Genomic DNA, 14502 nt, shown 5'->3' on the forward strand with positions numbered 1-14502 from the left:
GCTGCTTGATGACCAGAATTGACTTTGTACCCAACTTGTCCTCAGTAGATCTCAATTTTTTGGTTTTGTGGGTGACATGTCTGTCCCGTTGTATGGTGGCGTAAGCCGCCGAAGGCTATAGGGGGGGTGGGTGGGAGAAAATAAATGGCTCCGGGGCTTTTTTGAGAAAGAGTGGCATGATGAGGAAGATGGTGCTGAAGTGTCTCCCCGAGCTCTGCTCGGGCTTTTTGGTTCTTTTGCAGGCAGGTTTTCTTTTCAGGCTGGGAGAAGGTTTTTGTGGGCTTTGGGCTTCCGGTTTTTAGGGAGGGGGAAGGTTTGGCGAAGAAGGCGAAGAGGCACCCACGAGCCTAGTTACTGGGACGCGGATGTTCTGAGAGAGGCAAAGTATTTTGAGGTGGTGCTGGAGAGCGGGGAGAGGTTTAAGGCCAAGCTTTTGGGGATAAACGACTACAATTTGCTGCTGGAGACGGAGGAGGCACGGATCTTCTTGCCCAAGCACAGCATCAGGTACATCGTGCTGGAGAGGTTCGTTGAGGAGGAGGGAGAGAGTGAGGCTTAGCCGGCCCGCTGGAAAAATCTCCGGCCCTGGGAGGCGGGTTTTCGAGGCAGAGGATAAAGATATATCCCCCCGTCAGGAAAAGTGCTTTCTGAGGCCTTAGAATGGATGTAGGGGGCCTTTCCCGACAGGGATTGAGGGCGAGGGCTTAGCAAAGAGCTAAGTCTGCGTGGGTCTGCGTGCCCTGCCCCTACTGAGTCAGATACTCGGTGAAGCGGATCTCTTTCACCTTATCCCCTCCTAAGCGAGCGTTAATCTCCTGCTTGAGTTCCTTCCCTAGTTTGGCTGGATAGCCAGGCTCCGTCACCTCGGCAAAAGTCTTGTGCCGCAAAAGCTGGATCATGAGGTCTCTAAGCTCTGTCTTCTTGGCCTCGACCTCAGCCAGCTTCTCGTCGGCAGGAACGGCTAACACCGCCGTCACCCGCAGGTAGTGGTTGGTGTCGCTGTCCGCCAGGTTGACCACGATGCTATCGAGCGACACAGTCTTGAGCGGGGACGGGGAAGGCGGCTGAGCGGGCTTTTTTCCTCCGGCCAGCTTCGCTGCCTGACCAGGTGCGGCTTGAGTTTCGGCTCCGCCCTTTTGCTTTGCTTCTTCTACCACCGGTACCTCCCGTATAGGCGCCTCGGCTCGCTCAGGTCGCACCTGGGGCGCTTCCGTTGCAGATGGTGTGGTCTCCCTGGTCGCCATCGCAGTCAAGTTCTGTCGCACCCACTCTATCATTTTCACGGCGGCAGCACTACGGGCGGTGCTGAGGGCAAAGATTCCGATGAGCAAGAGTGCCAGAAACACTCCTCGGCGCGAGTTCGCTTTCGGTTCTGCTTTCTCTTCGGCGACCGGCTTCGGCCCGGCTGGCTCCGGGATGTGCGTAGCACGGTTTTCCATCCTGCGGAAAACCGAGACCAGAAGCAAGCTGGCCAGCAAGAATGCACCACAAAGGTAGAGTGCCTCCGGCGTTTTCGACGTGAGCTTGAGCCACTGAACAATATGCTCCTTCGCTGCGTGCAGACAAGGCAAAACGAAGCCCACAACTGCCTTTCCAACCAAAAGAGCGCAGCCACAGAGCATCAGATAACCAGCAAGCTTGAGGATCCAGGGGGAAACGCGGCGGTTTTCCTCCGACTTTCTGAATCCAGAAACCAGGCTTGACTGTACTGGGCAATAGAACATAGACTACGGTTGAAGCGACTCGATAGAGGCAACCGAGGTGATTCTAGTGAACAGCCCGGCGTCCATAAAAACCTGCTGGATCGCGTGGGTCAAGAGGGAGATGGGGCTCACACGAGGCCGTGCTCCAAATAACCTTGGCGACCGAGTACCTCCCCCTCCTCCACCTGTACACCAGGCCATTAGAGAGTTCATCGAAGAGTTCAGAGCGAGGGAGGGGAGGATCCCTACCTACAGGGAGATCCAAAAAGGGGTCTTTCTCCGGCTGAAGCGTTCTTCTCCTGAAGCCGATCCTTTCTTCCGGGCAGACGAGTGGGCTTTGGAAACGGGAGTAGCAGATCTTGCCCAGGAGCATGACCGGTACGCCGAGCAGGGGCTATGAGGGAAGCGGTCTTCATCGACACGGCGGGGTGGCTCGCGCTCGGCAACAAAAGCGACCGTTGGCACTCCCAAGCGGTTGGGATATATCGGGAGATAACCAAAAAGGGATGTCTCCGGCTTACCACTGACGCGGTCATCGTCGAGCTGTGCAATGCTCTGCGGAAGCCCTCTCTGCGCCCTCTCGCCGTGCTGCTTGTGGACAACATCTACCGAGCCGAGCGCTCTGGGCACCTGGAGGTCGTCCACGTAACTCCTGAGCTACTCCAGCAAGGTCTTTTGCTGTTTCGCAGCAGGGGGGATAAGGAGTGGAGCCTCACCGACTGCATCAGCTTCGTCGTGATGAAGCAGCGGAAGGTTCGGCAGGCACTCACTACCGATCACCATTTCGAGCAGGCCGGGTTTGAGAGACTGTTGAGGGAAGCTTAATCGGCCTACTGGAAAAATCTCCGGCCCTAGAAGGTGGCTTTTTCGAGGGGGGATATAAGATATATCCCCCCTCGGGAAAGGGGCCTTGTAGGGCCTCAGGATGAGCGTGGAGGGCCTTCCGGGAGGAGGGATTGGTCCTTTCGGTTCTTCTCAAAAAGGGTTGGACGTGAACGGCTTCGCCCGGGCACTACTGGGCGCCTCCGGTTAGCCGTGACGCCAGAACTGTTCACAGAGACTGTTTAGCCTGGTGATTTTATAGGGCGCGCGCGAACTGTGTACACAGACAGACAGTTTGCCGGTAATAATCATTAGGGGGGTGCGGGGGGCGCGTCGCTGTGGCCGGAAATACGGGGGAGGGGTACGGGCACGGCGCTGTTTCATACCGGCGGTGGCGTTGCGGAATACTCCTGAGTGTTTCTGCCGCAAGGCTTTTCCCCGTGTGCAGGCACACTTATTAAAAAGCCCTTATAAGGGCTTAAGGGAAGGGTGTGACGCCTCGTGCGTCTGATGTCCCGCGTGGAGCGATACCCCCGGTGGGTATGAGTTTGCCATGTACGGCTTTGGAATGATTGCGCCTGGAATGACTGCTGAGATATACTGCTGTTGAGGCTTTGAGGTGCTTACCCTGTCGCCAGGCAGGGAAATAACAGAAGTTGCCCTACCTCCTGGGTAGGGAAGAAAAGAAGGGTCTGTCTGGAGTGAAGCAGGCTTCCGTCCGCCGGGACGGAGAGTAAAGGGTTTTTATGGCCGGCCGCCAGGACGGCAAGGAAGGATCCTGCCCTGGAGTTTCCCTAGGGAAAATCGCGCTGGTGAGGTCGAAAAGGCGTAGGGTGTAAGCGTGCTGCGGGTGATCGTGTGCCCGTAGTACGCGGGGCGTGAAGAAGTGTGTCCGACAGGCGGGGCAGTTGTCTCCTGTCTGTCGGAAGTGGGAAAGACCTGGCCGGGGGAGCTCCCCGGCGTAGGAAGGAGGAGGATTGTTATGCGGAGGGCGGCGTACCGGCCCGAACGGGTACGTGCTTTAGCTTTAACTGCGTGCTCTTTGAAAACGGAAACGGCGTGAGCGAAACAGGATATGCCGGGAGAACCAGATGAACCAAGGCTTCGAGGCTTTCCCGGACAGGGGATCTTTTTTTGTGCCTTCAGCCGACCAGTCCCGCTTTGGAGGAGGTGGTTGAGGTGGCGAAGAAGCCTAGTCTCTTTCATCTTTTCCGCCTGAGGGCAGAGAGCCTCTTGAGGGTGGGCGAGAAGAAGCACAGGATCAAGAAAGAAGCGGCGGAGGAGGCCTGCCGGTGGTGGCTTGAAAGCGGGGAAAAGGTGGAGCTTATAAGACGTGCGACCCTTTGCGGGGGGATCTTCAGCTTCCGCACCTTCAAGGCCTGCTTGCAAGTAGCGGGCGTCTTTTGCGGGTACCTGAAAGAGCACCGCTCGGACAAGGGGAAGGAGGCCCGCGAGAAGAGGGACATCGAAGTGGTGAAGCCCTACGTGGCTGAGTTTCTCGTCTACCGGCGCGATGTGATAGGCTGCTCTCCGTGGACGCTTAAGAAGGAGCGCAGCCTACTGAGGAAGCTTTACCTTAACCCGGAGCTGGCTTCGGAGGTGGAACTCCCCCCGAGAAGTCTCCAGAACCGCAGGCCGCTTAAGGAAGCAGAGGTACCTGAAAGGTACCGGGCTCTGGTGGACTTTGCTAGGGCCACCGGCTTGAGGCGTATGGAGCTCCGGCAGGTGCGGGTGGAAGACGTTCAGGAGAAGGACGGTTGCTTGCAGGTGCACGTGCGCCGGGGCAAGGGTGGAAAGTGGCGGTGGGTCCGCGTCCGGCGGGACGTGGAGGAGCGTGTCCGAGAAATAGTGGCCGAAGCCAAAGAGCAAAGAAAGGAGAAGCTCTTTCCCCGGATCCCGGGGTGGCTGGGGGTGAAGGTCTACCGGCGCGAGTACACCCGGGTTCGTCTGGAGGAAGAGATGGAGCGCCTTAAAGCTGAGAGCCCGGAGCTTAAGGCGAGGGAACTTAAAAAGCGAGCCAAGCTTGAGGTGAGCCGGGATCTGGGCCACAACCGCACCGACGTCATGAGCTGCTATCTATGCTAGTTTTCTTTCAGAGCCAGCAGAGATCGGAGCTCGGCCACGATAGAGCCCAGGTTCAGGATGAGGAGGCACTGTTCCTCCCACGCTAGGCAAAACCAGACGAGACTCCGGTTTTTAACCCAGGTGGTGCAGGTTCATTGCTCCCTTCTTTGCCGGGAAATGGCTCCAGGAGCTCCCCGGGAACGGAACGGTTAGCCCCCGCCGGCGACCATATAGGACACCGGCCTCTGGTGCAGAGTTTACAGGAATCAGTTTCGCCGGTCAACTACCAGAAGGAAACACCGGATTCCGTACTCTCATCCGAGAAAGCCCGGTAAATTGGTTAGCTGCTGACAACCCTTCTACCGGCGCGGAGCTAAAAACTCCGGGCTTAAAAAGTCCGGACTTCCGGGTTTTTGAACAGGCGTTTTGCCAGGAGACGCCGTGAGTTTTCGTTCCCGCCCTGGCGGGAACACTCCGGTGTTTAGGAAGGGCGGCGTGGAGTCCGGAATTCCGGAGTTGTAGACACCCGTTGTGTCGAAGAATCACGCAAGTTTTGAGAGAGTTCGTGTATCCGCCGGGCGGAAACACGGTCTTGCGTGACCCTTTATAAGTTCGGAGTGTGGAATCGGGAATTCCGTACTTTTAAAGTCCGGGACTTCCAGGGTCAAGGTACCCCGCCAGCGCCAGGCAGGACACGGGACCGCGGGCAAGAGCGGTTCCCGCCCTGGCGGAAACAGAGCGATGGATTAGTACGCGTTCACGCCAGGAGTGGTCAGGAGAGGGGGTGTCAGGGAGTTGGTGGCGCTGGAGTCGATCCGTAATGTTAACTTTCCTCCATGGCCAGCAGGGATCGGAGCTCGGCCACGATGGCGCCCAGGTTCAAGATGAGGAGGCAGCCTTCGTTGAAGAGTTTGGAGGTGTCGTCCGGGCCGACTTCGAACGCCGTCCGCCCGTTGGTGGCCAGGAGGGTGTCCGGAGGGACGGACTCTATTCCCTCCCGGGCCTGGATGTAGCGCACCAGGGTGCGGGCCAGGTCGGCAGAATGAAGGTCTATTCCCGAATGCCGGAGCTTCAGCAGCGCCCGGATGGCCACCAGGTCCCCGAAAGACCACAGGTGCTTCTTGTGGGTGCCGTATCTTCCGGCTATGCTGGGGGAAATGAAACCCTCCCGGATCCAGTAGTGCAGGGTCTTGCGGTTGACGCCAGTGAGCCGCAGCACATCCGCCGGCCGGAATACCTGCGGGCGGTGGGCTTCGGAAACTGGTGCCTTTCTAGTCTCTGCCCTGCCCAGGAAGGCCTCCAGGTCGTTGGCGTCCACCCGCCAGAGTGTCCCAATCTTCCTGCCGGGAAGCTTCCCGCTCCTGATCCACTTGACCACGGTCTTCCGCGACACTTTAAGCTTTTCTGCCACCTGCCTGGGCGTTAGGAGCTCTCCCAAGTTCTCATCCCTTCCCTATTTCAGTTCTTCTGGACAAGAAGGATCCTCACTCCCTCTACCTCTGTAGGCAATCTCGAGTCATTGGTCACGAATATTCTCGCGCCCTTTTCTGCCGCTGTTGCGAGGTGGATGGCATCTGGAGTCCGGATGGTGGGGTTCGTGGCCCGGATTTTGGCGCACCGGAGCGCTATCTCCACGGTGAGCGGCACTATCTCCAGGTTGGGGTAGGAGCAGAGCAGCGCGAGGTACTCGGCGCAAACGTTTTCTTTGCCGAGCGATTTGGGGCGGACGAGCAGCTCCGCAAGGGCAAGCGTAGACACAACGGCACGAAACTCTCCTTGCTCTAGAGGCTGAAAGATTTCGTTTCTGAGCTCATGCGCCAGGGGGCTTCCTTCCAGGTAGTAGATCAGGCAGCAAGTATCAAGAGCAATGATGCCAGCACGGGACGCGGCGTCCTTTAGCTTTCCCAAGAGCTCCGCTCCTGGTTCGTAAAACCTACCTGAATTTAACTTCAGGCAGGGACCCCTCCGAACCAGGCACGCACCTCCCTTCCTAAGCAAGTCTTTTAGGTGCCAAGGGGTCTGGGCCCGGGAGTCCCACCCGGAGCGCCCACGGAGAGGTTATCCTCTCCCGTATCCTAGTCTCGCCTGCCCGGACTCACGGGGTGCGTCTTACACCCGCAGGACGGAGTTCACCGGGATAGGGGTAGTGTCGGTTCGCCACCGCGGGCACCGCTCTGGAAGATTCGCCCTACCGGGTTTGTCCCGACACCCGGCTAAACGGGGTCACCGAAAGGCTAAAGCCAGTGTTTTAAGCTCGCGCCAGCAGGAGTTAAAACTTTCTTGAGCTTCGATGTGAAGCCCGTTGTGCAGGGAAAACTTCTCCTCCAGCCGGTGAAGTACGGCTTTAACCTCCCGGGTCATCCCTCTTCCTTCCCAGGCAGGGAAGCTCCGGAAGTAAGCCTTTGCTTGACCCGGAGCACGAATTCTTTAATCTCTCTGGTGATCTTCTCTTTGAAGCCCATGGCCCGCCTGCCTATCACCAGTGCCGCCGCGCAGTGGACGGGTACACCGTACTTCTTCGCGTACTTCAGCCTGCCTATGGTGGAAGTGTGTCGGGGCAGAACCTGTTTGTAGCCGACTTTCTCTTTGACCGCCCGCCGCACCAGGGCTATTCTTATAGCGGCATGAGGAAAGTTGGAGGCCATGCGGTTAAATCCCTTGCAGGTGTCGAGCCTCCCCTTGTTGAAGTCAAGCTCCTCCAGCACGACGGGCTTTCCCAAAGCTTTGGCTACGTCCACCACCACTTTGGCTAGAACCCCTATCAGGTACCTGCGCCGGAAGCCGGAAGCGTACTCAAGCTCGGGCACCTTAATGTACATGAACCCCGAAGGGTGGGTGATCACCTGAAACTCCTCCTCGAACTTGCCCAGGTTCTTCGGGCAGGGAACTTCAAAGCCTTCAGGCCACGGCTCGGGCAGGCCAAGTCTCGATACGCTGGCTATCCCTACCCCGTCGGGGTTGGTGTCCACCGCCAGACAGCCTTGAGAGAAGTCCGGTTCGGGCGGGCTTTCCAGCTCGAAGGTGATGTACACCAGATAGCGCCCCTCTTTCGTCCGGATGATCTCCACGGTGTAGGGCTGCTTTGTGGCTAAAAGCTCAAGTACCCTGGTCCTGTGCTTTTCGGGAAGCCAGAGCCTCCCCTCTACTTTAGGGGCGCGGCTCACCTTCGGGCGGCCAAGCTTATCCACTCCCACCTGCTCCGAAAGGTGGGAGATGGCGATGGATAGCCGGAATTCCTGACCGTCGTGAGAGAGTTTGGTGTTGGGGTTGCCGCCCTTTTCTCTGTCGCCCCGGGAGTAGAGCCGGTTCTTCCGCGCCGCCCGCCACTCCTCCCTGGAAGCTTTACCTTTGCAAACCCTCCGCCAGAGCTTCTTCCCACCAAAGATCACTTTGGGAATGGTACCGTTTTCTTTGTGTTCTCTCAGTTCCCTGAGTTTCTTTTCCAGGGAAGAGACGCGGTTTTCCCGCCCCTTGACCGCGAGCGCAAGCTTCCGCAGTTCGTCCTCCGGAAGTCCTTTCTCTTCCGCTCTTTTAAGCTTCTTCACGGCAAAGCCCAGCTTTTTCCTGGCCCTTTTGAGCTTCTTCTCGGTCTCCTCTATCTCCAGCTTTAAAAGCTCTCTTTGTGAATCAATGGTGCTCTGGGCCTTGAGCCTGGCGTCGTCCACGTAGCGGGAGTTAAGCCCGAAAAGCTCCTGCCCCAGCTTTTTCACCTCGTCGCGGGAGACGCCTTCCAGGAGCCGTTTAAAGGCCCAGCGGTGGCAGGCGCAGAAGAGCCGCATCTCGGTGGCGAGGGGGTCTTCCTCGCCCCGGCTCCACCGCAGAGACCTGAAGGCGGGGTAGACTTCCGGGAAGAACTCCCCGCAGACGGTGAAGCTAAATTTCTTTCCGTTCTTCTTCGGCACGTTTTATCAGCTCCCGGAGGCGTTAAAGGCGTGTACAACTAACCTTCTTGCCGCTTCAGCGATGGGTAATTAAAAGTTCCAACAAAACGGTGAAATTCAGTCAAACTCAGTGCTATTACTCGTAACTGCTCCGCTCCTCCTCAAGGTACTTTTCGAGGTTAATGCCTACCCAGACCTCGCGGTGCAGGCCCAGGAGACGGTCGGCATAGCTTTTGGGTTTGGGCACGAGCACTGCGGCGTTACCCAGGAACAACACCAGCAGTTCGTCCCCTTCGGTGACTCCCAGAGCCTTTCTTATCTTGAGGGGAAGCACCATCTGGCACTTGGATCCCAGTCGGACGGTTTCAACTATCGCCATATTTTCACCTCCGCTTGGTCTGAATTGTAAAAGCAGTGTTGGAGAAAATCAAGAGTTTTCTGACGAACAGAAGGTGCTGTCCAAATCAGAGTTTGCTTCTGTTTTGCACCTGAACGGTTCTGGAACTTTTTTGTCCCTGAAGGGGTCTAAAAAAATAACAGGGGCTTTTTCGGCTTGGGAAGGAGAAGCTTGAGTTGCGCTGCCGGAGAGTGCAGGAACTGATTTGGGATGGAGAACTCACAGAAGAGGCAAGGGCGCACGTTGAGGAGTGCCCCTCCTGCCGGCAGGTTTACCTCTGCTGGCAGAAGGTAAAAGAAGGCCTGTCCCTGCCTGCCCCTGCTGCACCACCCGGCTTCAAAGACAGGGTGATGGCCAGGCTTTCCGCTCCGGAGAAGGAGGCCGGGCGGAATCTTGGCTGGCTCAGGCTGGTGCTGGCGGTGGCGGCCGGGCTCTTGGTGATGGCCGGTAGCGCCTGGGCCTTCTTCAAGGCCAGCTTTTCTCCTCCACCTTCTGCTCTCCCGCCGGTGGTGGCGGACAGGGGGCATGACGGCTACTGCCCCGATAACAAGGGGACTGAAATGCCGGACAAAGAGAAGGTCTCCGGTGTCGGCCAGGGTGAGGAGAAGGTTGGCGGAGTTGAAGCTCCTGAGGAGCAACAGCCGTCTTCTCCGGGTTCTACCGTAGCCCCTATACCTGCAAAGGGCCAACGGGAAGTCGGCCCTTCCAAAGTGCAAAGGGAAGTCGGTTCTCCCCAGGAAGGAGCCCAGCCGCAGGCCGAGCTACCCAGGGCCTTCCTGAGCCACCCTCAACTCGTCAGGTCTAGCTTCGTAAAGCTTCAGGTGGCTGACGTGGCCCAGGCTGAGGAGCGGGTGCGGGACCTGGCCCGGCAGTTCGGCGCGCGGGAAAACCATGAGCTTCCGATTGGCGGCGGGGTAGAGCTCGTTTTTACTCTCTCCTCCTCCCAGGGGGAAGCCTTCGTCAAGGCCCTGTGTAGCTCCGGCATAGGGTCCGTTCAGGACAGGTGGGAGAGCAGCCAGGACGTGACCCAGCGGCTGGCCGAGCTTAAGGCGAAGTGTGAGTACGCCTCCCCGGAGGAGCGCAGGGCCTTGGAGGAAGAGATAGAAAAGCTGGAGGCGGCCGTGGGTAGCTGCACCGTCCTCGTGTGGCTGGTGGCTAGCAGGTAGGCCGGAGAAAAATTTTTTGCCGGGGAGCGGAACTTTTTCGAGCAACCGGCTGTCTAAAGTATATGGCAGCGGGAGTCAAGGAAGCCGGATCTTCCGGTCTCCCTCAAGAAGTTTCCGGGTCGAGGGGGTGAGTAGAGGAAGGACTGAAAGGTTGTTAGCTAACTGGCGGATTGACTGGCGTCCAAAAGCCAAACTCCAAAATTTTAAGGGGAGGGAAAGAGTTTGATAAAGGCGCGCAAAAGATGGCTTTCCGTACTGCTGACCGTAGCCATGCTGGCGGCGCTGCTGGTACCGCTGGCCACGCCGGCGCAGGCGGCCTGCACGTACAGCATGAACTACGTGCAGACGATTAACGCCGGGTACTCGGGTCCGATCGGCACTTTGACCATCACCATGGACCCGGTGAGTGCTAAGACTTCGTACGATTCCTCGTCGGGAATCGGCAAGTATGTGATCCTGAGCCTGCCCAGCTCCCCGAGCGGGTATGTGCTCTTCCCGGGCTTTGCGGGTGGTGCAGTCTCGGGATCTGGGACAGCTACGATCGACAGCAGTGGTAATTTCTCGCTGCCTGTTACCCTGATATCGGGGCAGTTAGTAATCACGCTCAGGGGTAGCAGCTTCACTGGGTGGAACAACTACACTGTCAGCGCTCAGATAAGCGGAGATACGTATTATGACAGCACCTCTCCTGGGAAGTATGCCGGTACCGTGACCGTGAGCGGCACTATTAAGGACACCTCCGGCAATCTCATGGCCACCTTCTCCGGCACCGTGGATCTTACCAGCACCACGGCACAGAGCCTGACGCTGACCGCTGCTTCGGGTGTGACGCTTCCCACTGGAGCTGCGGTCTCGGCTTCTGCCACAACTAACACCTCCATCACCGGCACCAACTATTTCGATACTAGGAATGGTGCCAGCTTCAAGCTCGAGCGGATCTCGAATACCGAGGTAAAGCTCACGGTAACCGGACTTGCGGGAAGTTACAGCGATAAGGATGACAGCCGCATTCTCATCCCGTTGAGCATCAAGGTGCCCACTGGTGTCACTGGTGACATCGTTTTGACTGCTTCCGCTCCTGGGGACTCCACCTTCTCCAGCGGTTCCGTGGTCATTGCCCGTGTGGGCGTGGGCAAGGCTACCCTGGCGGTGGAGAGCGTGCCCAGCATCAGCTCCTCCGGCGGGCCGATCGGCGTGATTGACATCAAGGAGGATGCGGCTGGGGCGCTGAAGGACTCCGGTAGCACCGCGGCGCTGAAGCTGCGGCTCCCGCCCGGCTTCAAGTGGGATAAGGACAGGGGCTTTTCTGTAAATGTGATGTGGGGCACCCTGCACATCCCCGCCAACCCGCGGGTGAACCCGGCAACAGCGCCGACTAACCAGGCGTACTTCGTAGTGACCAACGATGACCGCGACTTGGAGATCCATGTACCTGCGGGTGCAGCTTCTGACAGGGACACCTTCTTCAAGTTGAGCGCTTCTATTAAGGTTGATGAAAGCGTGGCCAAGACCGGCGAGGTCAAGGTGACCGTTTCCGGTGCCACCACGGCCAGCCCCTCCGAGCTCATCGTGGCCAACTACGGCGAGTACGGCGTAACGGTCAAGGCCTACTCCAAGACCGATATCATCGCTGGCAAGGTGGCTCAGGACATCGGCAAGCTGGAGATCAAGGAGGCCATCCCCGGCAGCCTGATCCCCGGCCGCACCATCACCCTGACCCTGCCGGAGAACGTGCGCTGGTCCCAGGCTCCCAACATTGACACCGAGCTTTCTCAGAACTACGGCGGCATAAGGATTAGCGATGCCGCGGTTGTCGGTAGCGATGGCCGGATGCTGAAGCTCACCTTCAGCGGCAGCACAGAGGGTCAGACTGATCCGGCCAAGATCGTGCTCAAGGACATGCAGGTGACGCCGGCGGCTGACTTCTCGGGCGACCTCAAGATCGAGGTTGGCGGCAGCCAGGGCGTGACCGGCACGGTGGTGCTGGCCACGGTGAAGGCTCCGGTAACCGTGAGTGCTTCCTCCACGCCGCAGGTGATCATCGGCCTGGGCGGCCAGCAGGTGGGTGACATCACCATCACCGAGAACATGGCCGACGCCATCCACGGCACGGTCACGGGTTGGGCCAAGAATAATGACTACATTACCAGCGCCACGCCTACCGGGGCTCCGCAGGCCAAGCTGATCATCGAGGCTCCGGCGGGCGTCACCTTCGACGGTACGCCCAAGGTGGAGGTTGTTGAGGGCGACCTGCAGATCGACGCTTCGGCCGTGAGCACCGATAAGACCCCTGCTCTGGAGGGCCAGATCATCATCCCCATCAAGAGCAGCAGCACCACTCCTTCCAAGATTAAGATCAGCGGCGTCAAGGTGACGCTCAACCGCACGGTGCCCGAGGGCGACCTGGTCTTCAAGGTGAAGGGCACGGCCGTCAACGAGACGCTGAAGAAGTGGGACGGCAGTAAGTTTGTTGATGATAACCTCTTCGAGGGGCACAACACGGTAGCCAAGGCGGCTGTGGCTAAGTGCGTGACGCCCGCGCCGCACGAGGTTATTAGCAAGGCGATCTTCAAGATCAACGAGGCCAAGTACACCATCGACGGCAAGGAGTACACCATGGACGCCGCTCCCTACATCGATCCCGTCACCAACCGGGCCATGGCGCCCATGCGCTACATCGCCTACGCCGCGGGCGTGACGCCGGAGAACATCCTGTGGAACCCTGAGACCCGGACCGCCACCTTCATGAAGGGCGACCGGGTGGTCCAGGTGACCGCCGACTCCAACATCCTGGTGGTCAACGGCACCCAGATCGCCATGGACGCCAAGGCGGTGATCAAGGACGGGCGCTTCTTCCTGCCGGTCCGGTGGCTGAGCGTGGCGCTTGGCTGCCAGGTCGAGTGGGACGCCCAGAACCAGCAGGTGATCGTGCTCCGCAACGTGGTCCAGACCCCCGGCCAGGCGCAGTAAGGGTCTAAGCCAGCAAGGCCCCGGGAAGGCTCCCGGGGCCTTGATTTTTTGCGGTGCCGGCTTCTGGGTTCGCGAAAAACTTCTTTCGCGAACCTACGCCCCGCAGGCAGGACGCAAAACTGCAAGCTTAAGGCCCTCGAATTGCAGGCTTTCAGTTCGCGAAAGGCGAGCACACTCTCCGAAAAGAGGGGGGGTCAGTTGTTAGCTAGTTTCGATAAGAGTTCCGCAGTAGTTATCACTTCTACGCCCGGAATACTCTGGAAGTCGCTGTCGTTTGTCCATACCGGATACCTGTATGTCAGGGCAAGCGCCAGTAGTGGAACATCGTCCGGGTCCCTTTGGCCTATCAACTCCTGTGCCTTCCCAATAAAAGCCGCGTATTCTCGGGTGGGAACTACCACCAGGGGCAATAGCGCCAGGGCCGTTTTCGTGAGAGACAGGCTCAGCCCCTTTTTCGCTGCCAGGATCGGCAGGTACTTTTCCACCTCATCGAGTACCGGCTCTACCGTCAGAAATTCCAACTCGCTGCCTGCCAAAAACACCTGGCCTGCCTTGCCGCCTATTGCTGCCGACAAGATGGGATTAGCATCTACGGCGAGCTTTCCTGAAAGCATCGAAATCGGCCATCACTTCCTCTTCGCTTATGCCCTTTACCTCGCGCTCTTTTGCCAGCGCTGCCATGAGAGTCTCCAGCGCTGCCTTCTTTAGAGGCTCCCCGGCGCAGGCTTCGTCCCAGGGCACGAAGTATCCCACCGGCCGGCCGCGCTTCAAAATCAGCACGACTTTTTTCTCCCTTATGAGCTTGGTCACCCGTGATTTGAAGTCCCTCACCGAGAGCAGCTCCATTGTGGCCACCTCCTGAACCACATTGTATTCCACTGGAGGCAGGAGCTCAAGACTTTTATGGAAGACGGGGGAAGTGCGGGAGTGGACTTGAGCCCCTTCTTCGAGTTATCATGAAGGTAAAACGTAATGCCAAGGTCAATTTTGAGGTGGGTGTTCGTGGAGAGGATCATAGGGGTGGACCAGTTGAGGCCGCGGCTGGGAGAGTACGTGGAGCGGGCCGAGGGCGGGGAAGTGTGGATCATCGCGTTGCGTTCGAAGCCCAGGGGCGTTTTGATTGGGTACTCCCGTTACGAGGAGCTAAAGCGGCTGGCCGAGAGAGCAAAACAGCTGGAACTCAAAATCGCGCTGGACGAGATGCGACAGCGGGGAGAAGAAGCCGGGCTTACTGAGGAAGACGTGCTGAGGGAAATAGAGGAAGTGCGGAAGTGCGGGCGGTAATTGACACCAGCGTGCTGGTCTCAGCCTTCTTGAGCAAAAGGAGCCATCCGGCGAAAGTGCTCGATGCCTGGATACTCGGCCAGTTCACACCTGCTGGAGGGGATTCTCGCTCTTCCCTGGGTAGTGATGGTGTATCCGAAAGAGAGGATTTCTGTAGTGCAGAAGGATCCGGAGGATGACAAGGTTCTGGAGTGTGCCGTAGAGGGCAAGGCCGG

General features: G+C 58.4%; 16 protein-coding genes. 8 read left to right on the forward strand and 8 right to left on the reverse strand.

Annotated features, from left to right (window positions below; genetic code table 11):
- The first annotated feature begins 274 nt into the window (after positions 1–274).
- Positions 275–559 (forward strand): hypothetical protein, encoded by a 285-nt coding sequence (locus tag DXX99_RS10175; protein WP_240610904.1) that lies wholly within the window; start codon positions 275–277, stop codon positions 557–559.
- Positions 560–746: 187 nt separating this feature from the next.
- Here the strand turns inward: DXX99_RS10175 and DXX99_RS10180 are convergent, their stop codons facing one another.
- A complete protein-coding gene (locus tag DXX99_RS10180) occupies positions 747–1583 on the reverse strand; it encodes a flagellar basal body-associated FliL family protein (RefSeq protein ID WP_165847827.1) in 837 nt (278 codons plus the stop codon).
- 178 nt (positions 1584–1761) lie between these two features.
- Between DXX99_RS10180 and DXX99_RS10185 the strand changes: the two genes are divergently transcribed.
- From DXX99_RS10185 to DXX99_RS10195, 3 genes are all read left to right on the forward strand, one after another.
- Complete coding sequence (locus tag DXX99_RS10185; protein ID WP_115793376.1) at positions 1762–2103, forward strand: hypothetical protein; 342 nt, start codon at positions 1762–1764, stop codon at positions 2101–2103.
- Positions 2100–2528, forward strand: a complete 429-nt coding sequence (locus tag DXX99_RS10190; protein WP_115793377.1) for a type II toxin-antitoxin system VapC family toxin — start codon at positions 2100–2102, stop codon at positions 2526–2528. The genes DXX99_RS10185 and DXX99_RS10190 overlap by 4 nt, the downstream gene beginning before the upstream one ends.
- Positions 2529–3704: 1176 nt before the next feature.
- On the forward strand, positions 3705–4610 hold the full coding sequence (locus DXX99_RS10195) for a site-specific integrase (RefSeq protein WP_115793387.1): 906 nt from the start codon (positions 3705–3707) through the stop codon (positions 4608–4610).
- Between the two features lie 802 nt (positions 4611–5412).
- Here DXX99_RS10195 and DXX99_RS10200 read toward each other — a convergent pair.
- The 5 genes from DXX99_RS10200 to DXX99_RS10215 form a co-directional block, all read right to left on the reverse strand.
- Positions 5413–6027 (reverse strand): helix-turn-helix domain-containing protein, encoded by a 615-nt coding sequence (locus tag DXX99_RS10200; protein ID WP_115793378.1) that lies wholly within the window; start codon positions 6025–6027, stop codon positions 5413–5415.
- Between the two features lie 20 nt (positions 6028–6047).
- A complete protein-coding gene (locus DXX99_RS10205; protein ID WP_165847828.1) occupies positions 6048–6497 on the reverse strand; it encodes a type II toxin-antitoxin system VapC family toxin in 450 nt (149 codons plus the stop codon).
- A gap of 315 nt (positions 6498–6812) precedes the next feature.
- Positions 6813–6950 (reverse strand): hypothetical protein, encoded by a 138-nt coding sequence (locus DXX99_RS12260; protein ID WP_240610906.1) that lies wholly within the window; start codon positions 6948–6950, stop codon positions 6813–6815.
- A complete protein-coding gene (locus DXX99_RS10210; RefSeq protein ID WP_240610907.1) occupies positions 6947–8491 on the reverse strand; it encodes a transposase in 1545 nt (514 codons plus the stop codon). The genes DXX99_RS12260 and DXX99_RS10210 overlap by 4 nt, the downstream gene beginning before the upstream one ends.
- 115 nt (positions 8492–8606) lie before the next feature.
- Entirely contained in the window at positions 8607–8849 is a 243-nt protein-coding gene (locus DXX99_RS10215; RefSeq protein ID WP_115793380.1) for an AbrB/MazE/SpoVT family DNA-binding domain-containing protein, read from the reverse strand.
- 194 nt (positions 8850–9043) lie between these two features.
- Between DXX99_RS10215 and DXX99_RS10220 the strand changes: the two genes are divergently transcribed.
- Both DXX99_RS10220 and DXX99_RS10225 read left to right on the forward strand, forming a co-directional pair.
- Positions 9044–10033: a DUF4349 domain-containing protein gene (locus DXX99_RS10220; RefSeq protein ID WP_115793381.1), complete on the forward strand. Its 990-nt coding sequence runs from the start codon at positions 9044–9046 to the stop codon at positions 10031–10033.
- Positions 10034–10747: 714 nt separating this feature from the next.
- Positions 10748–13003, forward strand: coding sequence for a stalk domain-containing protein (locus DXX99_RS10225; RefSeq protein ID WP_420809013.1), 2256 nt, complete (start codon positions 10748–10750; stop codon positions 13001–13003).
- 194 nt (positions 13004–13197) lie between these two features.
- On the opposite strand, the gene DXX99_RS10230 is transcribed toward DXX99_RS10225, so the two are convergent.
- Both DXX99_RS10230 and DXX99_RS10235 read right to left on the reverse strand, forming a co-directional pair.
- A complete protein-coding gene (locus DXX99_RS10230; protein ID WP_115793383.1) occupies positions 13198–13617 on the reverse strand; it encodes a PIN domain-containing protein in 420 nt (139 codons plus the stop codon).
- Positions 13586–13849 carry a hypothetical protein gene (locus DXX99_RS10235; protein WP_205664702.1) on the reverse strand — a complete coding sequence of 88 codons (264 nt, stop codon included), beginning with the start codon at positions 13847–13849 and terminating at the stop codon, positions 13586–13588. Before DXX99_RS10235 ends, DXX99_RS10230 begins: the two co-directional genes overlap by 32 nt.
- A gap of 156 nt (positions 13850–14005) precedes the next feature.
- On the opposite strand from DXX99_RS10235, the gene DXX99_RS10240 reads away from it, so the two are divergent.
- On the forward strand, positions 14006–14287 hold the full coding sequence (locus DXX99_RS10240) for a type II toxin-antitoxin system Phd/YefM family antitoxin (RefSeq protein ID WP_115793385.1): 282 nt from the start codon (positions 14006–14008) through the stop codon (positions 14285–14287).
- 11 nt (positions 14288–14298) lie between these two features.
- Positions 14299–14466 (forward strand): hypothetical protein, encoded by a 168-nt coding sequence (locus DXX99_RS12180; protein ID WP_420809014.1) that lies wholly within the window; start codon positions 14299–14301, stop codon positions 14464–14466.
- The last annotated feature ends 36 nt before the right edge of the window (positions 14467–14502 follow it).

The sequence above is a fragment of the Ammonifex thiophilus genome (assembly GCF_003368535.1).
Classification (GTDB): Bacteria; Bacillota; Desulfotomaculia; order Desulfotomaculales; family Ammonificaceae; genus Ammonifex; species Ammonifex thiophilus.

Coding starts and splice junctions, on each gene's coding strand:
- DXX99_RS10230 (WP_115793383.1), bottom strand. CDS start 13,617: ATGCTTTCAGGAAAGCTCGCCGTAGATGCTAATCCCATCTTGTCGGCA.
- DXX99_RS12260 (WP_240610906.1), bottom strand. CDS start 6,950: ATGACCCGGGAGGTTAAAGCCGTACTTCACCGGCTGGAGGAGAAGTTT.
- DXX99_RS10190 (WP_115793377.1), top strand. CDS start 2,100: ATGAGGGAAGCGGTCTTCATCGACACGGCGGGGTGGCTCGCGCTCGGC.
- DXX99_RS10215 (WP_115793380.1), bottom strand. CDS start 8,849: ATGGCGATAGTTGAAACCGTCCGACTGGGATCCAAGTGCCAGATGGTG.
- DXX99_RS10235 (WP_205664702.1), bottom strand. CDS start 13,849: ATGGAGCTGCTCTCGGTGAGGGACTTCAAATCACGGGTGACCAAGCTC.